The sequence below is a fragment of the Thalassobellus citreus genome (genome assembly GCF_044385915.1).
In the GTDB taxonomy this organism is placed as follows: Bacteria; Bacteroidota; Bacteroidia; order Flavobacteriales; family Flavobacteriaceae; genus Thalassobellus; species Thalassobellus citreus.
In genome coordinates, this window is the sequence record NZ_JBISCC010000120.1 from 65239 (window position 1) to 87857 (window position 22619).

Consider the following 22619-nt stretch of genomic DNA (forward strand, 5'->3'; position numbering starts at 1 on the left):
ATAGCATTTTACTCCTTAAAATTAATGAATACTTCTATTGTAATAGCTGATGATCACCCTCTTTTATTGCGTGGTTTATCAGATTTCTTAACTTCAAAAGGGTTTAATATTATTGGAAGTGCCAATGAAGGCAAGACCGCTTACAACCTTATTGTAAAATTAAAACCAGAAATTGCCATTCTAGATATTAGAATGCCTCATAAAACAGGATTAGAAATTGCTGAAGCATGTAAAAAAAACAACCTACCAACAAAAATTATTCTTATAACCTTTGACAAGGAAGAAGAGCTATTTGATAAAGCAAAAGAATTTAATGTATACGGTTATATTTTAAAAGACTTTGCTATTGAAGAAATTGAAAACTGCATTGATAGTGCCCTTAAAGACCGTCCTTATTTTAGTGAAGAAATAAGTTCCTATTTAAACCACAATGTTCATAATGAAAAACCAAAAGAATTAGAGTTACTAACTAAATCTGAACTAAAAATAACGAAACTTATTTCTGAAAACAAAACCAGCCAAGACATAGCCGAAGAACTAAACATTTCGGTACGTACAGTAGACAAGCATAGAAGTAATATTGTTGCAAAGTTATGCTTAGACAATAAACCGACCTCACTTTCTATTTGGGCAAATGTTAATAAATCTCATTTATAAAATACGTAGAAGTGCGTATTTTTTTTAACATACATATACTATATCTTTACAGTGCTATTAATTAGTTCTTAGGGAGAATTAAAGAAGACTCTAAATTGTTATGATTTAGAGTTTTCGCTTTTTACAAACTACCATTATATAAAAAATACGTACAAGTGCTTATTTTTTATTTTACACCCAAAACCTATTTTTACAGTATTATAAACTAACTATACATTGAGGTAAAAAATTCTAAACTTTAAAAAGCGTAAAGTTAATTAACCTCTCTATTTTAAATACAAATCGTGGAGAAACAAAATAGAACTCTAGAAAAATACGTTATAATTGGGTTAGCTATTTTAGTTATTGTTATTATATCAATAAATGTTATAGTTAATATAATATAGCCACTAACAAAAATAGCCGCCAAAATTGGCAGCTATTTTATATTCTATCTTTTTAAGCCTAAAGCTCTAAAGCCTTTTTAACATCATTATTCATTAATAATTCTATTGGATTTTCTAAAGCTTCTTTTACAGCTACTAAAAAGCCAACACTTTCTTTCCCATCAATGATTCTATGGTCATAAGATAAAGCAACATACATCATTGGTGCTATAACAACTTTTCCATCTACAGCAATAGGTCTTTCGATAATGTTGTGCATACCTAAAATACCACTTTGTGGAGGGTTAATAATTGGTGTAGATAACATACTACCAAAAACGCCTCCGTTTGTAATTGTAAAAGTTCCTCCTGTCATTTCATCAACAGTAATTTGACCATCTCTAGCACGAAGTGCTAAACGTTTTACTTCAGATTCTACACCTCTAAAACTTAAATTTTCAGCATTTCGAATTACTGGCACCATAAGTCCTTTTGGTCCAGAAACAGCTATACTTATATCTGAAAAATCATAAGAAATCATTTCTTTACCATCTATCATGGAGTTTACTGATGGATACATTTCTAAAGCTCTTACAACTGCAAGTGTAAAGAAACTCATAAACCCTAAACCAACACCATGTTTTGCTTTAAAAATCTCTTTATATTCATTACGTAATGCAAAAATAGGAGACATATTAACCTCGTTAAAAGTGGTTAACATAGCTGTTGTATTTTTTACTTCTACTAAACGCTCTGCTACTTTACGACGCAACATAGACATTTTACTTCTTGAAGTTCCTCTATTACCTCCCGTTGGCGTTCCCATAGAAGGCACTGCTTTTATTGCATCTTCTTTAGTAACTCTTCCGTCTTTTCCTGTTCCAGAAATTGAAGCAGCATCCATACCTTTTTCTGCTAAAATCTTTTTTGCAGCAGGACTTGCCGAACCAGTAGCATACGTTTTTGCTTCTGCTACAGCTACTTTTGGAGCTTCAACTTTAGGTGCTTCTTCTTGTTTTTCAACTTTAGGAGCATCACCTTCTGGTTTTGCTGCACTTGTATCAATTAAACACACTATAGCTCCAACAGCTACAGCATCACCTTCTTCAGCTTTAAGCGTAATAATTCCACTAGCTTCTGCAGGCAACTCTAGTGTTGCTTTATCGCTATCTACCTCAGCAATGGCTTGATCTTTTTCTACATAATCGCCATCTTCTACTAGCCATGTTGCTATTTCTACTTCTGTAATAGACTCGCCTGGTGAAGGCACTTTCATTTCTAAAATCATTTTTTTATAATTTTACTTTAATTGATTCTCTTTTCTAACTAATTTTTATCAAAAACAGCATTAATTACACGTCGCTGTCTTCTTTTATCTCTTGTACTAGACCCTGGTGCTGGCACCGAATTATATGGTCTAGAATAAACTTCTAATTTAACTAAATCCATACGCTGTAACATATGACTCCAAGCTCCCATATTTTTAGGTTCTTCTTGAGCCCATGCATATTCGGTAACATTAGGATACCTATTTATTACTTCTTGTATTTTTTCTAAATGTAAAGGAAATAACTGCTCAATTCTAACTAAAGCAACATCTTCTGTTCCTAATACGTCTCTTTCTGCTAATAAATCATAATAAAATTTACCTGTACAGAAAATAAGTTTCTTTACATTTTCTGGTTTTACTGTATCATCAATGACTTCTTGAAACGATCCAGTCGCTAATTCATTTAAGCTTGAAACTGCTTTTGGATGACGCAATAAACTTTTTGGAGTAAAAACAACTAATGGTTTTCTGAAATCGCGTTTCATTTGACGACGCAATAAGTGATAAATATTTGCAGGCGTTGTACAATCTGCAACCGTTATATTATCATTACCACAAAGTTGTAAATAACGTTCTATTCTTGCCGACGAATGTTCAGATCCTTGACCTTCATAACCGTGAGGCAATAATACAACAATACCATTTTGTGCTTTCCATTTATCTTCGGCAGCCGATAAGTATTGGTCAAATATAATTTGAGCACCATTACTAAAATCTCCAAATTGTGCTTCCCAAATAGTTAATGTATTTGGATTTGCCATAGCATAACCATAGTCAAAACCTAAAACACCGTATTCAGATAAAAAGGAATTATAAATATCCATTTTACCTTTATTCTCAGGGTTCGTATTTAGTAAATTTATACGTTCTTCAGATATTTCATCTCGTAAAATAGCATGTCTGTGACTAAACGTACCACGTTCAACATCTTGCCCTGAAATACGCACATTAAAGCCTTCTTCTAATAAACTACCGTAAGCTAATGTTTCGGCCATACCCCAATCTAAAGTATCGGTTTCAAAAACCATTTTTGCACGTCCATTTAAAATCCTTTCAGCTTTTCTTAAAAACTTAACACCTTCTGGAACCGTAGAAACAATTTTAGAAATATTTTCTAAATTTTCTTTAGGGAATGATGTATCGGCAGATTCTAACATACCTTCTATACCTTGGCGTTTAAAATCTGTCCAACGCTCTTGCATAAACTCTCTAACTTTAGAAGAATCTGCTTCTTTAGACTTTATATACTCTTTTTCTAAAGTATCTTTAAACTCTGCAACAATAGTATCTAAATATGTTTTATCAATTGTATTATCAGCAATTAACTTACTAGAATATATTTGAAAAGGATTTTGATGTTTTGCTATTTCTTTATATAATTTTGGCTGAGTAAATCGAGGTTCATCACCTTCATTATGCCCATATTTTCTATAGCCTAATAAATCGATATAAACATCTTTCTTATAACGCATTCTATAATCTAGCGCTAATTCTACAGCATGAACAACCGCCTCTGCATCATCGGCGTTTACGTGTAATACTGGAGACAAAGTTACCTTTGCAACATCTGTACAATAAGTACTTGAACGCGCATCTAAATAGTTAGTTGTAAAACCAATTTGATTATTAACAACTATATGTACTGTACCTCCTGTTTTATAGCCATTCAATTGACTCATTTGTGCTACTTCATAAGCAATACCTTGACCTGCTATCGCAGCATCACCATGCACGATTATTGGTATTATTTTTTGATCATCGCCATCATAATCTGTATCAATTTTCGCCCTTGTAATCCCTTCAGCAACAGATGCAACTGTTTCTAAATGTGATGGATTTGGCACCAAATTCATTTTGATACTTTTTCCGTTTTGATACGTTTTATCTAAGGTTAAACCTAAATGATATTTTACATCACCATCTATATCTTCATCTTCAAAATCTTTACCATCAAACTCGCTTAAAAGCTCGTTCATTGGTTTTCTAAAAATATTTATAAGCGTACTTAAACGTCCACGGTGTGCCATTCCTAAAACACACTCTTTTACATCATACTTTTCAACAGCATAAAAAAGGACATTACTTATTGCAGGTATTAATGATTCGCCTCCTTCTAAAGAAAATCGTTTTTGCCCCACATATTTGGTTTGCAAAAAGTTTTCAAAATTCACCGCTTGGTTTAATTTTGAAAGTATATATTTCTTTTTATCTACAGAGAAATCAGGATGATTATCATTAGAATTTAATTTACCCTGCCACCATGAAATTACTTCAGGGTTACGTAAATACATATATTCAACACCTATAGAACTACAATAAATACGTTCTAAGTGGATAAGTATTTCACGTAACGGTTTTGCTCCAATACCTAAAATTTCACCAGCATTAAAAACAGTATCTATATCGTTTGCGGAAAGACCGAAATTTTCGATATCTAATGTTGGTGTATAGGTTCTTCTATTACGCACAGGATTTGTTTTAGTAAACAAATGTCCACGCATTCTATAACCATCAATAAGTTTTAAAACCTGAAATTCTTTTTGAAGTTTTTCAGGCATTTGAGTTGAAACGCCTTCTACTATTTCACCCTCTAGCTCATAATTCTCACTACCAAAATCATAGCCTTGAAAAAAAGCTCTCCAACTTGGCTCTACAGCATCTGGATTCTGTAAATATTGATCGTATAAATCAGCAAAATATGCCGTATGTGCTGTGTTTAAAAAGGAAAATTTATCCATTATTATTTTTAATTCAATATCAATTAATCAAATTTGGGGTCAAAAATACAACTTTTGACAAAATTAGGTGTTTCTTTTAGTATATTTATAAGATAACAATAATCGTTATCATCAATAATTAGTGTTTTATGTTAATTTTTTAATGAATTATAATTTTATGTCCATATTTTCTATAATCAACAAAACAAAACTATTAATTTTCTTAATTGTTTTCTCTTTTTTTTATTTTTCAAACGCTCAAGATAACGCAAATAATTTCTGGAAAGACGTTCGTTTTGGTGGCGGTTTTGGATTAAATTTCGCCAACGGTTTTTTTAGCGCCACTATTGCACCAAGTGCCATATACGAAGTTGATAACAAACTAGCTTTTGGTTTGGGGTTAAACACCACTTTTAATAACCAAAAGAATGTCTACAAATCGACCATTCTAGGTGGAAGTATTATTGGACTTTATAATATTATTAACGAAGTTCAGGTATCGGCAGAATTTGAACAATTAAATGTAAATAGACGTTATAATGTTAACCTAAATATTCCCAATGATAATTATTGGATTCCGGCATTATATGTTGGAGCTGGTTACAGGCAAGGTAATGTTACTTTTGGTATTCGATATGATGTATTACACGATGAAAACAAAAGTATTTACATTGACGCTTGGGCGCCTTTTGTACGATTTTATTTTTAGTCAATAATTGACATAAAACTATGAAGAGTACTTATTCCTGAACCAAACCTTTTGCCACTCACGCTTTAATATTAAAAAAGACACCTGTTCAGATAGTTTAAGTGTATCATCACCATTTAATGCTTTTACCTGTTTTTCTGAAACATCAATAATATAAAGTAAGTTTAAATACTCGGTAAATTTTTCTTGAATTAATTTATAAACCGTTTCATGAAGCATTAATTTTAAACTAGAAGGCAACACTTCTTCATGAAAACCTAAATCTACATTAGCTAATAAAAAGTCTTTATTTAATTGCTGTATAAGCTGTTTATACAAATCTAATTGATTCGCTTCTTCAATTAAATTTTCGAAGGTTGTTGGTAGTTGCATTAAACGGTTCTGTTCATTAAACTGTTACCAAACACTTTTAATAATTCTTTTTTATCTTCAGAAATATTTAAAGACTCTAAAACAATAAAAGCTTTTTGTGTATAGGCTTCAATAGCTTTTTTAGTAGCTTCAGCAGCACCTGTTGTTAAAAAATATTTCTTAGCAACTTCTATCTTAGTAGAAACATCTTCTGGGTTTGAAGAGAAAAGCGCTATAATTTCAGCTTTATCTGTTTCATTAGAAAATTCTAAAGCTTTAATATATAAATATGTTTTTTTGTTCTCAATAATATCGCCACCAACTTGTTTCCCAAACGTTTTTGGGTCGCCAAAAGCATCTAAATAATCATCTTGCAGCTGAAATGCAACACCTAAACTCCTCCCAAACTGATAAATATTATTTTGATCTTCGCTTGAAGCATTGGCAACAATAGCACCCATTTGCATAGCAGCACCAACCAAAACAGCCGTTTTATATTCAATCATTTTTAAATACTCTGCAATCGTAACATCATTTCTAGTTTCAAAATCTACATCGTATTGCTGGCCTTCACAAACCTCTAAAGCTGTTTTACTAAATAACTTTGCTAATGCTTGAAATATATTGGCATCGTAATTTTCGAATAACTGATACGCCATAATTAACATAGCATCACCCGATAAAATCCCTGTATTTACATCCCATTTTTCATGTACGGTAGCTTTACCTCTTCGTAAAGGCGCATCATCCATAATATCATCATGAACTAGCGAGAAATTATGAAATACTTCAATACTTAATGCTGCATTTAAAGCTTCTTTACAATCCTGATTAAAAATTTCAGAAGTCATTAAAGTTAAAACGGGGCGCAACCTTTTTCCGCCTAAATTCAAAATATATTGAATAGGACTGTATAGTGTTTGTGGTTCTTTTACAGTTGAATATTTTTCTAAATACTCAACAAAAACCTGTTGATATTTTTCTATTGAAAGCATTTTGTAAAAATAAAGTAATTCGTGGTATTAAAAAGTCTCAATGTAAATTAAGTGTTAAAAAATCATAAAACTTAGGAAACTTTATAGGTTTTTAAAGTTTCCTGTTGTAGATTTGCGCCCTATTATGAGAGAAAAAATAATACATAAAGCAGCAGAAATGTTTTTAAACCTAGGGTTTAAAAGCGTTACAATGGACGATATAGCTCATGAACTAGGTATGTCTAAAAAAACAATTTATGTTCATTTTGCTAATAAAACTAAACTTATTGAGGCTGTAACGTTTGAAATATTTGAAAATATTTGTGAAGGCATTGATGGTATTTGTAATACATCGGCAAACCCTATTGAGGAACTTTATGATATAAAAATGTTTGTGATGCATCATTTAAAAAACGAAAAAACGTCGCCTCAATATCAATTAAGAAAATACTATCCTCAAATATTCGATGTATTAAAACTTAAGCAATTCGATAAAATGCAAGATTGTGTAAAAATTAGTCTTCAAAAAGGTGTAGACACAGAATTGTTTAGATCTAATATAGATGTTGAATTTATATCGAGAATGTACTTTAACGGGATGACAGGAATAAAAGACCCTACTATTTTTCCTCAAAGATTATTTACTATGGATTATTTAATGGAAAGCTACTTAGAATACCATTTAAGAGCCATTGTTACAGAAAAAGGATTACAATTATTAAATAAATTTATCAAATCAAATCAATCATAAAAATGAAAAACAAACTAATATTAATTTTTAGTTTACTAGTAATAATCAAAGGCTTTTCGCAAGAAAAAACTCAGAATTTCAGTCTACAAGAAGCCATTGATTATGCCTTAGAAAACAATAGAACAGCAAAAAATGCATCACGCGATATTGATGCTGCAAAAAAACAAAAATGGGAAACCACCACAATGGGATTACCACAAATAAGTGCTAGTATAGATTATAACAACTGGCTAAAACAACAAGTATCTTTATTACCTGCCGAAATTTTTGGAGGCAATGCAGGAGAATTTGCCGAGGTATCCTTTGGCACCAAACAAACCATGAACGGCACCGTAACATTAGAACAATTAATTTTTGATGGCTCTTATTTAGTAGGATTGCAATCTGCAAAAGTGTATTTAGAAATCTCTAAAAATGCCAAAGAAAAAACAGATTTAGAAGTTAGGAAAGCAGTTATAAACGCATACGGAAATGTACTTCTTGCAGAAGAAAGCGTAAAAATTTTAGAACGTAATATTGATGTACTAAAAAAGAACCTTAATGAAACCACCAAAATTTATGAAAATGGTTTAGGCGATGAAGAAAGTGTAGAACAACTACAAATTACATTATCTGGCATTGAAAGTACTTTAAACAATACATCTCGTTTAAAAACGCTGGCTTATCAAATGTTGAATATTACATTAGGATCTGATATAAATAACAAAACTATCTTAACCGATAATTTAGAAAGTTTAACAGCTCAAAATATTGTTTTAGACTTGCTAAATGCAGAAGATAATATTGATAACAACATCGATTTTAAAATAGCTCAAAACGATAAAACATCTAAAGAATTACTTTTAAAACTAGAAAAAAGTAAAGCTTTACCAACGTTAAGAGGCTTTGTTAATGGCAGCTATGCAGGAAATAATAATAATTTCGATTTTTTAAAGAAAGATCAAAAATGGTTTGGATCATCTTTATTAGGTGTAAGCATGAACATTCCTATTTTTAGTTCTGGCGGCAGAAGTGCAGCTACACAGCGTGCAAAAATAAATCTTGAAAAAGCTAAAGAAGATTTAACAGAAACCGAACAAAAATTAAAATTACAAATAGCATCTGCAAAAAGTGATTATCAATTTGCTATTGAAGATTACGACAATAAGAAGCAAAACTTAAACTTAGCAGAACGCATAGAAGCTAAAAATCAAACCAAATTTTTTGAAGGTATTGCTACAAGCTTTGAATTAAGACAAGCGCAAACACAACTATATAGTTCGCAACAAGAATTTCTTCAAGCCATGCTTGATGTTATAAACAAAAAAGCAGAATTAGAAACTGTATTAAACACAATAAACAACCAATAAATCAATCATAAAATGAAAAATATATATTCACTCTTACTAGTAACAATTCTTTTAACCTCTTGTGGAGGCGATAAGAAAAAATCTGTTGAAGATATTATTGCAACCAATAATTTAGAAAAAATTAGAGAAAGAAAAACAACCTTAGACGGCGAACAACAAGTTATTGCTGCACAACTAAAACAACTTGAAGCAAAAATTAAAGAATTAGACCCTCAAGAACGAATTCCTTTAATTACAACTTTTGAAGTAAAGGAATCTGTATTTAATCATTTTGTAGAACTTCAAGGAAGCGTAAGTACAAAACAAAATCTTGTTATTTTCCCTGAATACTCTGGAACATTAACACGTGTTTATGTTAAAGAAGGACAAAAAGTTTCTAAAGGACAAATGTTAGCAAAAATTGATGATGGTGGATTAAATCAACAAGTTGCACAATTACAAATTCAAGCAGATTTAGCAAAAACTACTTTTGAACGTCAAAAACGACTATGGGAACAAAAAATAGGTAGTGAAATTCAATATTTACAAGCAAAATCTAGTTACGAAGCACAACAACAAGCAGTAAGCCAATTAAAAAAACAAGTTGCAAAAACTGTTGTTAAAGCACCATTTTCTGGAACTATAGACGATGTTATTACAGAACAAGGAAGTGTTGTTGCACCTGGACAAACCCAACTTTTTAGAATAGTAAATTTACAAGACATGTATATTGAAACTGAAGTTCCTGAACGTTATATTTCAACTATTAAAACTGGTAAAGATGTACAAATAGAATTTCCTATTCTTGGAACATCTATGGATGCCAAAATTCGTCAAGCGGGTAACTTCATTAATCCTGCCAATCGCTCTTTTAAAGTTGAAGTTGCTGTTTCAAATAAAGATCAATCAATAAAGCCAAATTTAACGGCAAAACTTAAAATTAACGATTACACAAACCCTAAAGCTATATTAATTCCGCAAAGTATCATTTCTGAAAATGCCGACGGACAACAATACATTTATACTATAGCAAATAAAACAGGAGAAACAGCTAAAGCCAAAAGAACCATTATAAAAACAGGTAAAACTCAAGGCGATGATATAGAAGTTCTTTCTGGTTTAAAACATGGTGCTGAAATTATTGATGAAGGTGCTCGTAGCGTTAAAGACGGACAAGATGTTAAAATTCTTGTAGTTGAATAACAAAAGAGTTAAAACCGTAAAAAACTTAAAAATGACAAAAAAGAAAAAACAAGTAGATAAAGAGTTTGGATTATCATCTTGGGCAATTAACAATAAAACAACCATGTATGTTTTAATTGCTTTAATCCTATTTCTTGGTACAGGAGCCTATTTTAGTATGGCCAGAGAAAATTTTCCTGAAATTAAAGAAACTAAAATTTACATAAGCTCTGTATATCCAGGAAATACTGCCGAAGATATTGAAAAACTTATTACAGACCCTATTGAAGACAAGCTAAAAACAGTTAGTAATGTTATTGAAATTACCTCAACATCTCAAGAAGATTATTCTATAGTTGTTGTAGAATTTGACGAAAACATATCGGTTGAAGCTGCTAAACAAAAAGTAAAGGATGAGGTAGATACTGAAACGTCTGGTGAAGATTGGCCAACATTTAATGGCGCCAAAGTAGAACCAAATATTTTCGATTTAAGTATGTCTGAAGAAATCCCAATACTTAATATTAATATTTCTGGTGATTACCCTGTAGATAAACTAAAAGAGTATGGAGAATACCTTGAAGACGAAATTGAAGGTCTTCAAGAAATTAAGCAAGTAGATATTCGTGGTGCTCAAGACAAAGAAGTAGAAGTTGCGGTTGACATCTATAAAATGATGGCTGCCAAAGTTAGCTTTGATGATATTATTAATACCATAAGCAGAGAAAACGTAACCATGTCTGCAGGTAATTTAATTACAAGTGGTCAACGACGTACTATTCGTATTTTGGGTGAAATAGAAAACCCTAAAGAACTGGAAAACTTTGTTGTAAAATCGGAACGTGATAATCCAATTTATTTAAAAGATGTTGCAAAAATTACGTTTAAAGACGAAGATAAAACCACCTATGCTAGAGAATTTGGAGAAGCCGTAGTCATGCTTGATGTAAAAAAACGTTCAGGACAAAACATGGTTGCAGCGTCAGAACAAATTCAAGACATTGTAAATAATGCCATTGCTAATGTATTTCCTCCAGATTTAAAAGTAACTATTGCCAACGATCAATCTTCAAAAACTATTGGTCAAGTAGATGATTTAGTAAACAATATCATATTCGGTATTATTCTAGTTGTAACGGTTTTAATGTTCTTTTTAGGATTTAAAAATGCTCTTTTTGTTGGTTTTGCAATACCAATGTCTATGTTCATGTCTCTTATGATAATAGACTTAATGGGTTATACCATGAACACCATGATTCTATTTGGATTAATTATGGGACTTGGTATGCTTGTAGATAATGGTATTGTGGTGGTTGAAAACGTGTATCGTTTAATGACTGATGAAGGCATGAACCGAAAAGAAGCCGCTAAAAAAGGAATTAGTGAAATTGCTTTTCCTATAATAATTTCAACAGCAACAACAGTTGCCGCTTTTATTCCTCTTGGTTTATGGCCTGGAGTTATGGGTCAATTCATGATATATTTCCCTGTAACATTATCTATTGTATTAGGGTCATCATTATTCGTTGCTATCTTTTTTAATTCTGTATTAGTATCTCAATACATGACTACTGAAGATAAAGACATGCCTTTAAAACAAATTATTAAAATCTCTGTAATATTTGGAGCTATAGGCCTTTTTATTTTAGCTATTGGAGGAAGCTATAGAGGCTTAGGAACTTTAATGATTTTTACTGTTATTTTACTCTGGATTTACAGATTATTTCTTAGAAAATGGGCTAACAACTTTCAAAACAACAGCTTACCAAAATGGGAACGTTTTTACGAGCGTTCTTTAAGAGGTGCTTTAAACGGAAGAAAACCAGCTATTATTACAATTGGAACATTTCTGTTATTATTTGTTGCTATTGGAGGGTTTTTATTTTCCGTGATGAATAAACGGACTAAAGTTGAATTCTTTCCAGATACTACTGCCAATCAAATTACAGCCTATATAGAATATCCTGAAGGGACAGATATTGAAAAAACCAATGCGATTACAAAAGATATTGAACAACGCATTTTTAAAGTTATAAACGACCCAATGTATCTTGATGGTGATTTTAATTACCTAACAGAAAGTGCTGTTTCTCAAGTTGGTGCTGGTGCAGGAAACCCACAAACGGATGGTGGATCTGCTGCCGATATGCCACATCGTGGCAAGATTACAGCAACCATGCGCGAATATAAATATAGAAAAGGTGAAGACAGTAACGAACTACTTAGAAAAATTCAAGAAGACTTAAAAGGTATTTACCCAGGCGTAGCCATTTCAGTAGAAAAAGATGCCGCTGGTCCTCCTGCTGGTTATCCTATTAATATTGAATTAAAAGGTGAAGATTATTCTGAGTTAATAGCTACTGCCGAAAAAATGAAAGACTTTATCAATTCTAAAAACATTCAAGGAATTGATGAATTAAAGATTGATGTGAATAAATCTAAACCTTCCATGCAAGTGCATGTCGATAGAAAAAAAGCAGGAGAACTAGGTGTAAATTCAGGTCAAGTAGGACAGCAATTGCGTAATTCTATTTTTGGAGCAAAAGCAGGTGTTTACAAAGAAAACGGTGAAGATTACGATATTTATGTTCGCTTTAATGAAGAAAACAGGTATAATACCAGTGCACTGTTTAATCAGAAAATAACATTTAGAGACATGGCTTCTGGGCAAATTAAAGAAATCCCCGTATCTGCTGTTGCTAAACAAAATAATACATCTGGATTTAGTGCCATTAAACATAAAGATGTTAAGCGTGTTGTATTATTATATTCTGCATTAGCAGCAGGTTATTCTGATGCTGGCGCCATTGTATCTCAAATTCAAAATGAAATGCAAGCGTTTACTGAAAAACCTGATGCTGTTAAAATAGATTACACAGGACAAATTGAAGAACAGAACAAACAAATGGCCTTTTTAATGGGTGCTTTTTTCACAGGTTTAGGATTGATTTTTTTCATTTTAATATTTCAATTTAACTCGGTATCTAAACCAGGCATCATTATGATTGCTATTTTCTTAAGTTTAATTGGTGTATTTGGTGGTATTGTAGCCACAGGAAGTTCGTTTGTTATTATGATGACCATGATGGGTATTATATCACTTGCTGGTATTGTTGTAAATAATGGTGTGGTACTTTTAGATTATACTCAATTATTAATTGACAGAAAAAAAGCAGAACATCATTTAGATGAAGAACAATACATAGAAAACAGCGAGCTTTTAGAAGCTATTATAAAAGGAGGAAAAGCACGTTTACGTCCGGTATTATTGACGGCTATTACTACTATTTTAGGATTAATTCCGTTAGCTATAGGTTTAAACATTAATTTCTTTACGCTTTTTAGCGAACTTAACCCACATATTTATATGGGTGGAGATAATGTTATTTTCTGGGGACCACTTGCTTGGACCGTAATTTACGGACTATTCATAGCTACGTTCTTAACACTAATAGTTGTACCAATCCTTTTTTACTTAGTTACCAAGTTTAAAATGTGGTTGTATAAAGATAGAGTTGCGACATACGAAATTGTGTCTCAAGAAAAAACATTTAATATAGATAAAAGAATCGAGTAATTTAAATAGAGTGACTAATTCAAATTACAAAAAAAAGGCTTCAACGTTATGTTGAAGCCTTTTGCTTTTCTATATTTTTAGATAAACCCTATAATTTAAAATTTAATCTAGCAAACAAATAGCGTCCTAAATAACTAAATTGAGACGTTCTTCTTGAGTATACAAATTGATCTCCCGAAGTGCCTCCTGGTCTATTTTCATCAGGGTAAACATCAAATAAATTATTAGCTCCAAGAGTTACAGTTAAATTATCCATTAATGCTGTAGAAACAGTTAAATCTGTTACTAACTTTCCTCCATAAATAGCATCTGCACTAACAGGTGTTCCAGCAACTCTTGCATCTCCAGAAAAATCATCTGGGTCTGTAACTTCACCAAAGAAAACATTTCTTAATAAGAAATCCCATTTACCAACATTTACAACATTTGTTAAACTTAACTTAGTTCTCGGTTGAGCTAAAGTTAAAAAGGCTTCTTCTTGCCCATCGAAAAAAGAACCACTTTGTCCTGCTGCGGCAATTTTAGACGGTACTCTAATAGCATCTACTTCAGTTTCAGAAAAAGTTGCAGATAAATCACTTTGAACTCTAACTTTATCTCCAATATTTCCATTATGAGAAACAACAACCTCAATTCCTTTAGATTTTGTATCAATAGCATTTACAAAAAAGCGAGCGCTTGTAGCTCCAGCAGAATCAAAGATACCTTGAAGTTCGGCATTAGTTCCTGCTCCAAAACTTCCACTATACACAATACGATCATCAATATCAATAACGTAAGCATCAGCTGTAATTTTAAAATTCCCAAATTTAGCAGTAGCACCTAAGCTGAAACTTTTAGAAGTTTCTTCTTTAAGCTTTTCAATACCTATTAAATTTGCTGCTCTACTATCGTTTGTAAATGTTCCTTGTTCAAAAGGTTGATTATCTACAAAAACAGTACTCGTTCTACTAAAAAATTGTTGATGCAAAGACGGTGCTCTAAAACCTGTACTATGTGCTGCTCTTAAAGCTACATTTTCGTCTAATTTATAACGCGTTGCTATTTTATAATTAAACGTTTCACCAAAATCTGAAAAACTTTCAAGTCGTCCTGCAACACTTAATAACCAAGCATCTGTTAAATCGGCTTCTAAGTCTACATAAGCAGCTATACTGTTTCTAAATTTATTAGTTGCATTTTTAGGGTCATAGCCTCTAAAAACTTGAGCGCCTCCACCAAGTGGTGCACCTGTAAAATTATTAGTAACTAATAAATCGCTAGGAGTAATACTATTTACAGGATTTCCATTAATATCATAACTTGTAAAAGACGCCTCTTCTCCTTCTTCAATACTATAATTTTCAACTTTATATTCAGCTCCAAAAGCTACATTTAATCCATTAAAGATATCTTCATTAAATTTATTAAAGTCTAAATTTGTTGTATTCTGAGAAAAACTTAAAGTACCAGCGTCAAATGAACGTTGTGTTGCTACACCTAATGTTCCGTTACTTGAGTTTCCTACGGTAATACCAAAAGCATTTTGTCCGTATGTATTTGAAAAATCTACATTCCAATCATTAACTTTTCCTCTAATTCCAACAGCTAAAGATTTATCTACAATATCACTTCCAATATTTGGTAAAAATCCATTTGGAAATGCAGGTGTATTAGCACGTCCATCTCCTTGAGCAGGTCTTCTATAAAAACCAGAAGCCAAACCTTGTCTGTAACTAATACCTCCAAAAGAGTAAATTTCTGCATCATCACTTAATGGAATAGACATATTAGCAAAAAACTTACCTTCTCTAAGTTTAGAAGTTCCAACTTTAAATCTATAATCGGCTCTTGTTTGTCCTCTTGCAGCTAATTCTTGTTCATCTGCATCAAAACCAAGTAAATCTCTAAACGTAGCAATATCGGCTTCTTGAGTTACATCTAGACCCGCTATTTCAGAAGCTACTGCTGGATCTAAATAAGATAGTGATCCTGCTGCTGTTTGGTAATCTGCCAATGTCATATCTGCTACAACACCTCCGCTTGCTGCGAAAACCCTCTCTGCGCCATGAAAACCTTTAAAAATATCTCCTGAATAATCTTTATTTCTTAAAGCAGGTTGTCTTGTAGATAAAGAACCTGTAAAATTAATAAACCCACCATTATCGCCAATTGGCAATCCATAATTCGCATCAATTTGAACTTTTTCTCCATCACTACCGCCTTCAAAATGATTTGAATTTTCGCTAAAGTTAGCGCCCGTTGTAAGTGTTAAGTCCAATTCGTTTGTTGCTTTCTTTAATACAATATTTATAACACCTGCAATGGCATCCGATCCATATTGTGCCGCAGCTCCATCTCTAAGTACTTCAATTCTTTTAATAGCAGCCGTAGGAATAGAATTCATATCTGTACCAACACTACCAGCACCCACCGTACCATTTGTATTAATTAATGCCGTATTGTGTCTACGTTTCCCATTAATTAATATTAATACTTGATCTGGCCCCAAACCTCTTAATGATGCCGGATCTATATGATCGGTACCATCTGAAACTGTTTGCGTTTGTGATGTAAACGACGGTGCTACATAATTTAAAATTTCATTTACCGAAGTCTGTGCGCCTTTTGATGCTAACTCTGTAACATCAATAACATCAATTGCAACCGGAGTGTCAATTGCTGTTCTACTTGGGTTTCTAGAACCAACCAAAACAACTTCATCTAAAGCAACTCCAGATTTCATTGTAACGTTTAATTTACTCCCAGTTACGGTTAATTCTTGAGTGTCGTACCCTACATAAGAAAACACTAATACATCTCCATTATTCGCACTAAGCGAATAGTTCCCATCAAAATCTGTAATAGTTCCTGTAGTGGTTCCTTTTACAATTACAGAAACACCCGGTAAAGGTTGCGAAGTATCATCAAGAACAACTCCTGAAACTTCTTGTGCAGTTATAAATCCTGATGCTCCTATAAACATCAAAAACAGCATTAATTTTAATTGTAGTTTTTTAATCATAATATATATTTATTTGAATTAGTTAAAGCGAAGATATACAATTTACTTAATAAATTATGCGCGCATATAAAATATATTCATTAAAAGTAATAAAAGACAACATATTTTGTAATGATTATTAAAAAATATTGAAAATATTTCAAATAAATGCACAATCGAAGATTCATAGAAGAATTTACCATATAACCTCCAAAAATTAATAGGATTCAAAAAAACATCTTAAAAAATTTATACTCATAGGTATTTCATTAAATTTGCACTTCAATTTTACAACAATGTACAGAAGTCATAATTGTGGCGAATTAACAGCTACAAATATTAATACAGAAGTAACCCTTTCAGGATGGGTTCAAAAATCAAGAGATAAAGGTTTTATTGTTTGGGTAGATTTACGTGACCGCTACGGCATTACTCAACTTGTTTTTGACGAAGAGCGCACCTCAAAAGACATGATGGAACAAGCTCAAAACTTAGGTCGTGAGTTTGTTATTCAAGTTAAAGGAACCGTTATTGAACGTGCTTCAAAAAACCCTAAGATTCCAACAGGAGATATAGAAATATTAGTTTCAGAATTAACCATTTTAAATCAAGCTTTACTACCTCCTTTTACTATCGAAGACAAAACTGATGGTGGTGAAGATATACGAATGAAATATCGTTATTTAGATATTCGCCGTAATCCTGTAAAAGACAGTTTAATTTTCAGATCGAAAGTATCTCAAGAAGTTCGAAACTATTTATCTAAAGAAGATTTTATAGAGGTAGAAACTCCTTATTTAATAAAATCTACCCCAGAAGGCGCCAGAGATTTTGTAGTACCTTCTAGAATGAATGAAGGACAATTTTACGCATTACCGCAATCACCACAAACCTTCAAACAATTGTTGATGGTTGGTGGCATGGATAAATATTTCCAGATTGTAAAATGTTTTAGAGATGAAGATTTACGTGCCGACAGACAGCCAGAGTTTACACAAATTGATTGTGAAATGGCTTTTGTTGAGCAAGAAGATATTTTAAATGTTTTTGAAGGCTTAACGCGTCACTTACTAAAAGAAGTAAATGGTGTAGAGGTTGAAAAATTCCCAAGAATGCTGTATGATGACGCGATGCGCTTATATGGTAACGACAAACCAGACATTCGTTTTGGGATGGAATTTGGCGAACTTAATGCCGTTACACAACACAAAGAATTTGGTGTTTTTAACAATGCCGAATTAGTAGTTGGAATAGCAGTTCCTGGCGGAAATAGTTATACTAGAAAAGAAATTGATAAATTAATTGATTGGGTAAAGCGTCCGCAAGTTGGTGCTTTAGGAATGATTTATTCAAGATGTAATGAAGATGGGACTTATAAATCTTCAGTAGATAAATTTTACGATCAAGACGATTTAGCAAAATGGGCTGAAGTTACAGGTGCAAAACCTGGCGATTTAGTTTGTGTGCTTTCTGGCGATAAAAACAAAGTAAGAGCTCAATTAAGTGCCTTACGTATGGAATTAGCAGAACGTTTAGGCTTAAGAGACCCTAAAGTATTTGCTCCGCTATGGGTAATAGACTTTCCTTTATTAGAATTAGATGAAGAAACAGGACATTACCACGCAATGCATCATCCATTTACATCTCCAAAACCAGGACAATTAGAATTATTAGATACAAATCCAGGCGACGTAAAAGCTAATGCATACGATTTAGTTTTAAACGGAAATGAAATAGGCGGTGGTTCTATAAGAATTCACGATAAAGAAACACAAGCCATTATGTTTAAACATTTAGGCTTTACCGAAGAAGAAGCAAAAGCACAATTTGGTTTTTTAATGGATGCCTTTCAATATGGCGCACCGCCACACGGTGGTTTAGCTTTTGGATTAGATAGACTAGTTGCTATTTTAGGCGGACAAGAAACCATACGTGATTTTATTGCATTCCCGAAAAATAATTCAGGACGAGATGTCATGATTGATGCGCCTGCTCCTATTGATGATGAACAATTAACAGAACTTCATCTCAAAGTAGAATTATAACTTTGAAATAATGAAAACCAAAGGACACACTAAAAAGTTAAACCAATTAGCAGCCACAGCTATTTGTGGTAACGATATTAGCTCCTCTGTTTTATATGTCTCGGCTCTTGCTATTGCTTTTGCAGGTCAATACGCTTGGATAACATTAGCTATTGTTTCTGTTGTTTTATTTCTTTTTAGAAAAATATATGGAGAAGTTGTAGGAGCACTACCACTAAATGGTGGTGCTTATAATGCTTTACTAAATACTACTAGTAAATTTTTAGCATCATTTGCAGCAACCTTGACACTGCTTTCTTATATGGCAACTGCCGTTATTTCTGCTAATGAAGCCATTCATTATTTACATCATCTAATTCCATCTATGCCTATAATAATAGCCACCATTGTGCTATTAGGTATTTTTGCCGCACTTACAATTGGAGGAATTACAGAATCAGCTAAAGTAGCTATCGGTATTTTTCTTTTTCATTTAACTTCCTTAGCTATATTAAGTGGGTTTATCATATATTTTTTAAGTCAAAATGGTATTGGTGTATTTTTTGAAAACTGGAAACTTCCAATACAAGGTGGCAGTATAGCAACAGCTATATTTTTAGGATTTGCAGCTTCTATGCTGGGTGTATCTGGTTTTGAAAGTTCTGCTAATTTTGTTGAAGAACAAGAAAAAGGCGTGTTCCCAAAAACACTTAAAAACATGTGGATTGTTGTTAGTGTTATAAACCCCTTAATGGCCATATTTGCATTAGCACTATTTGCGCTTCCACTTTTACAAAGTGATGCCTATCAAAATACATTATTAATTGAAATGGGAGCTCATGTTGGAGGAAATTGGATTGCTATTTTAATATCTATTGATGCCTTTTTAGTGTTAAGTGGTGCTGTATTAACAAGTTTTGTTGGTGTTTCTGGCTTATTAGAACGTATGACTTTAGACCGTATTTTACCACCATTTTTTTTAAAGAAAAATGCTAAAGGTAGCTCATACAGAATTATTTTAATGTTTTTCATATTATCCATTTCTGTTTTACTTATTACCAATGGAAATGTTAAATTATTAGCAGGTGTTTATACCATTTCGTTCTTATCAGTTATGGTGTTATTTGGTTTTGGAAACATTTTACTAAAAGTAAGAAGAAAACAGTTACCTAGACCTGAAAAAGCAAAATGGGGTGCTGTTATAATAGCAATTATGGCTGTTATAGTAGCTTTAATTGGAAATATTTTAATGACTCCAAAAGATGGCAGTCCAAGTAATTTAGTCGTCTTTCTCGATTATTTTATTCCTGCTATTATTTTTATCATTATCATGTTGAATAGAATAGTTCTGTTAAAATTCTTATTAAACCTAATATATAGTATTTTCGACCCTATTCGTAATTTAGTTTTAAAAACAGATAGAAAGATAACATCTACAATTAATAAAATAAATTCTCAAGAATTTGTTTTTTTTACTAAAGGAGACAATATAGCCACACTTAATAAAGTGATGTTATATATTACAAAAAATGAGCATACAAAAAAGCTTAAAATTGTTTTAGCATTAGACAAGGGTGATGTTATTCCAAAAAATTTAGAACAAGAAGTCGATTTTCTAAACAGAGAATATCCAGAAGTTGATATTGAATTTATCATTGAAAAAAGTAAATTTAGTCCAGCTTTAATTAAAGCATTGTCAGAACGATGGAACATTCCTATTAACTTCATGTTTATAGGATCTCCTAGTGATAAATTCCCTTATAAAATTGAAGATTTAGGTGGCGTTAGACTCATTATTTAAAATAATAAGTTTTTATAATCGTGCTTTTAACCCAAAAAATATTTAGATTTAATCATGCCTAAACAAACAATATTAAAACAAATTTTAATTTGGAGAGCAAAACATATTTCTCATAGGCAATTTGTTTATATATTAAGTGTTATTATTGGTTTTACATCTGGTCTTGGTGCTGTTATTTTAAAGAATTTAACACACTTTATTCAGCATTTATTAGAAGGTAAGCTAATAAACGAGTATCATCATGCATTCTTATTTCTATTCCCTATTTTGGGACTTACACTTGCATATCTTATCATTAAATATGTTATTAGACACAAAGTAAGTCACGGAATCCCATCAACACTATATGCTATTTCTAAACGAAAAGGCATTATGAAACGGTTTCAAATGTTTGGTTCCATTCTAACTGCTCCACTTACTGTTGGTTTTGGAGGCTCTGTTGGTTTAGAAGGTCCTACCGTAGCAACCGGAGCAGCTATAGGTTCAAACATTTCGAGAATGTTTCATTTAAATCAAACATCTCGAACACTCTTAATTGGTTGTGCTGCTGCAGGTGCTATGTCTGCCATATTTAAAGCACCTATTGCTGCTATCATTTTTGCTATAGAAGTATTCAGCTTAGACTTAACAATAGCTTCCATGCTACCGCTTTTATTAGCATCGCTTTCTGCTATTTTAACGTCTTATTTTTTCTTTGGTGACGATATTTTACTCCCATTTAGAATTGAAGATAAATTTGTCATTTCAGATGCGCCATTTTATATTCTTTTAGGCGTAATAGCCGCATTTGTATCTATCTATTTTACTGAAGCATATGATAAAATTCAGAAGCTTTTCGACAAAATAGACTCCCCAATAAAAAAATTAATTATAGGTGGTATTGGTATTGGAATACTCGTCTTTTTTATTCCACCTTTATATGGTGAAGGCTTTGATGTTATAAATAATTTAATTGTTGGTAACCCAGAAAAAGCTTTACAGAATAATTTATTTCAAATGGATTTAAACAACATTTGGATAGTCGTTCTACTTCTAATCGGACTGATGCTTTTTAAAATTATAGCGAGTGCCTTAACTTTTGGAGCTGGTGGTGTAGGTGGTATTTTTGCACCAACACTTTTTATGGGAAGTATCATGGGATTTTGCATGTCTAAAATAGTAAACAACAGCGGACTTTTTAGCAACCCTATTTCCGAAAGTAATTTCACTTTAGTAGGTATGGCAGGTGTATTAGCTGGTGTTTTACATGCGCCACTTACGGCTATTTTCTTAATTGCAGAACTTACTGGTGGCTACGAACTTTTTATCCCGTTAATGCTTACAGCTACTATTTCATTCAGTATTACAAAATATTTTAAACCGCATTCAGTTTATAATATGGAACTAGGCAGAAAGGGCGAATTAATAACACACGATAAAGACCATGCTGTTTTAACACTTATGGACATAGATAAGGTTATAGAAACAAATTTTGTAATTATACGACCAGAAATGACCTTAGAAGATATTGTACATAAAGCCGTTGTAAAATCTAATCGAAATATCTTTCCAGTTGTAAAGAAAGACACGCATAAATTACAAGGCATTATTCTTTTAGATGATTTAAGACCCATCATGTTCGATCAGTCTTTATACAAAGAAGTTGTTGCTACCGATGTTATGCAAAAACCGCCCGAAGTCATCAATTTAGACACAGATAAAATGACCGACATTATGAAAAAATTCCAAGACAGTAGCGCATGGAATTTACCTGTGAAGAAAAACGGTATTTATTTTGGCTTCATTTCTAAATCTAAACTATTAACAGCCTACAGACGTCAATTAATTACACTCCAAGGCAAATAATAAAAATCAAATCCTGCTATTAGTA

The 22619-nt window shown here is 32.2% G+C and carries 14 protein-coding genes; 9 read left to right on the plus strand and 5 right to left on the minus strand.

The window, feature by feature from the left end; translation table 11 throughout:
• Window positions 1–24: 24 nt before the first annotated feature.
• The gene (locus tag ACH5TX_RS05315; protein ID WP_439338495.1) at window positions 25–657 is read left to right on the plus strand and encodes a response regulator; all 633 of its coding nucleotides are present in this window, start codon (window positions 25–27) and stop codon (window positions 655–657) included.
• Between the two features lie 444 nt (window positions 658–1101).
• On the opposite strand, the gene odhB is transcribed toward ACH5TX_RS05315, so the two are convergent.
• Both odhB and ACH5TX_RS05325 read right to left on the minus strand, forming a co-directional pair.
• Window positions 1102–2310, minus strand: a complete 1209-nt coding sequence (odhB, locus tag ACH5TX_RS05320) for a 2-oxoglutarate dehydrogenase complex dihydrolipoyllysine-residue succinyltransferase (RefSeq protein ID WP_439338496.1) — start codon at window positions 2308–2310, stop codon at window positions 1102–1104.
• A gap of 38 nt (window positions 2311–2348) precedes the next feature.
• Complete coding sequence (locus ACH5TX_RS05325) at window positions 2349–5090, minus strand: 2-oxoglutarate dehydrogenase E1 component (protein WP_439338497.1); 2742 nt, start codon at window positions 5088–5090, stop codon at window positions 2349–2351.
• Window positions 5091–5247: 157 nt separating this feature from the next.
• Between ACH5TX_RS05325 and ACH5TX_RS05330 the strand changes: the two genes are divergently transcribed.
• Window positions 5248–5778, plus strand: a complete 531-nt coding sequence (locus ACH5TX_RS05330; protein WP_439338498.1) for an alpha-ketoglutarate decarboxylase — start codon at window positions 5248–5250, stop codon at window positions 5776–5778.
• Between the two features lie 18 nt (window positions 5779–5796).
• On the opposite strand, the gene ACH5TX_RS05335 is transcribed toward ACH5TX_RS05330, so the two are convergent.
• Window positions 5797–6150 (minus strand): hypothetical protein, encoded by a 354-nt coding sequence (locus ACH5TX_RS05335; protein ID WP_439338499.1) that lies wholly within the window; start codon window positions 6148–6150, stop codon window positions 5797–5799.
• Window positions 6150–7124 carry a polyprenyl synthetase family protein gene (locus ACH5TX_RS05340; RefSeq protein ID WP_439338500.1) on the minus strand — a complete coding sequence of 325 codons (975 nt, stop codon included), beginning with the start codon at window positions 7122–7124 and terminating at the stop codon, window positions 6150–6152. The genes ACH5TX_RS05335 and ACH5TX_RS05340 overlap by 1 nt, the downstream gene beginning before the upstream one ends.
• Before the next feature lie 124 nt (window positions 7125–7248).
• On the opposite strand from ACH5TX_RS05340, the gene ACH5TX_RS05345 reads away from it, so the two are divergent.
• Genes ACH5TX_RS05345 through ACH5TX_RS05360 form a run of 4 tightly spaced genes read left to right on the plus strand, consistent with a single transcriptional unit; the run spans window position 7249 to window position 13941 of the window.
• Window positions 7249–7854, plus strand: coding sequence for a TetR/AcrR family transcriptional regulator (locus ACH5TX_RS05345; protein WP_439338501.1), 606 nt, complete (start codon window positions 7249–7251; stop codon window positions 7852–7854).
• 2 nt (window positions 7855–7856) lie between these two features.
• Complete coding sequence (locus tag ACH5TX_RS05350; protein WP_439338502.1) at window positions 7857–9203, plus strand: TolC family protein; 1347 nt, start codon at window positions 7857–7859, stop codon at window positions 9201–9203.
• 12 nt (window positions 9204–9215) lie between these two features.
• Window positions 9216–10385 carry an efflux RND transporter periplasmic adaptor subunit gene (locus tag ACH5TX_RS05355; protein WP_439338503.1) on the plus strand — a complete coding sequence of 390 codons (1170 nt, stop codon included), beginning with the start codon at window positions 9216–9218 and terminating at the stop codon, window positions 10383–10385.
• A 31-nt stretch (window positions 10386–10416) separates the two neighbouring features.
• Entirely contained in the window at window positions 10417–13941 is a 3525-nt protein-coding gene (locus ACH5TX_RS05360; protein ID WP_439338504.1) for an efflux RND transporter permease subunit, read from the plus strand.
• An 88-nt stretch (window positions 13942–14029) separates the two neighbouring features.
• Here ACH5TX_RS05360 and ACH5TX_RS05365 read toward each other — a convergent pair whose 3' ends face one another.
• Window positions 14030–16945, minus strand: a complete 2916-nt coding sequence (locus ACH5TX_RS05365; protein WP_439338505.1) for a TonB-dependent receptor — start codon at window positions 16943–16945, stop codon at window positions 14030–14032.
• A 275-nt stretch (window positions 16946–17220) separates the two neighbouring features.
• Here ACH5TX_RS05365 and aspS point away from each other — a divergent pair, with 275 nt between their 5' ends.
• From aspS to ACH5TX_RS05380, 3 genes are read left to right on the plus strand one after another with little or no spacing between them, the layout of a single operon-like run.
• Window positions 17221–18969 (plus strand): aspartate--tRNA ligase, encoded by a 1749-nt coding sequence (aspS, locus tag ACH5TX_RS05370; protein WP_439338506.1) that lies wholly within the window; start codon window positions 17221–17223, stop codon window positions 18967–18969.
• Between the two features lie 10 nt (window positions 18970–18979).
• Complete coding sequence (locus ACH5TX_RS05375) at window positions 18980–20749, plus strand: APC family permease (RefSeq protein ID WP_439338507.1); 1770 nt, start codon at window positions 18980–18982, stop codon at window positions 20747–20749.
• A 54-nt stretch (window positions 20750–20803) separates the two neighbouring features.
• Window positions 20804–22594: a chloride channel protein gene (locus ACH5TX_RS05380; protein ID WP_439338508.1), complete on the plus strand. Its 1791-nt coding sequence runs from the start codon at window positions 20804–20806 to the stop codon at window positions 22592–22594.
• The last annotated feature ends 25 nt before the right edge of the window (window positions 22595–22619 follow it).

Bases quoted from the DNA above. Each gene is read 5' to 3' on its own strand.
- ACH5TX_RS05315 (WP_439338495.1), top strand. From the start codon at position 25: ATGAATACTTCTATTGTAATAGCTGATGATCACCCTCTTTTATTGCGT.
- odhB (WP_439338496.1), bottom strand. From the start codon at position 2,310: ATGATTTTAGAAATGAAAGTGCCTTCACCAGGCGAGTCTATTACAGAA.
- ACH5TX_RS05325 (WP_439338497.1), bottom strand. From the start codon at position 5,090: ATGGATAAATTTTCCTTTTTAAACACAGCACATACGGCATATTTTGCT.
- ACH5TX_RS05330 (WP_439338498.1), top strand. From the start codon at position 5,248: ATGTCCATATTTTCTATAATCAACAAAACAAAACTATTAATTTTCTTA.
- ACH5TX_RS05335 (WP_439338499.1), bottom strand. From the start codon at position 6,150: ATGCAACTACCAACAACCTTCGAAAATTTAATTGAAGAAGCGAATCAA.
- ACH5TX_RS05340 (WP_439338500.1), bottom strand. From the start codon at position 7,124: ATGCTTTCAATAGAAAAATATCAACAGGTTTTTGTTGAGTATTTAGAA.
- ACH5TX_RS05345 (WP_439338501.1), top strand. From the start codon at position 7,249: ATGAGAGAAAAAATAATACATAAAGCAGCAGAAATGTTTTTAAACCTA.
- ACH5TX_RS05350 (WP_439338502.1), top strand. From the start codon at position 7,857: ATGAAAAACAAACTAATATTAATTTTTAGTTTACTAGTAATAATCAAA.
- ACH5TX_RS05355 (WP_439338503.1), top strand. From the start codon at position 9,216: ATGAAAAATATATATTCACTCTTACTAGTAACAATTCTTTTAACCTCT.
- ACH5TX_RS05360 (WP_439338504.1), top strand. From the start codon at position 10,417: ATGACAAAAAAGAAAAAACAAGTAGATAAAGAGTTTGGATTATCATCT.
- ACH5TX_RS05365 (WP_439338505.1), bottom strand. From the start codon at position 16,945: ATGATTAAAAAACTACAATTAAAATTAATGCTGTTTTTGATGTTTATA.
- aspS (WP_439338506.1), top strand. From the start codon at position 17,221: ATGTACAGAAGTCATAATTGTGGCGAATTAACAGCTACAAATATTAAT.
- ACH5TX_RS05375 (WP_439338507.1), top strand. From the start codon at position 18,980: ATGAAAACCAAAGGACACACTAAAAAGTTAAACCAATTAGCAGCCACA.
- ACH5TX_RS05380 (WP_439338508.1), top strand. From the start codon at position 20,804: ATGCCTAAACAAACAATATTAAAACAAATTTTAATTTGGAGAGCAAAA.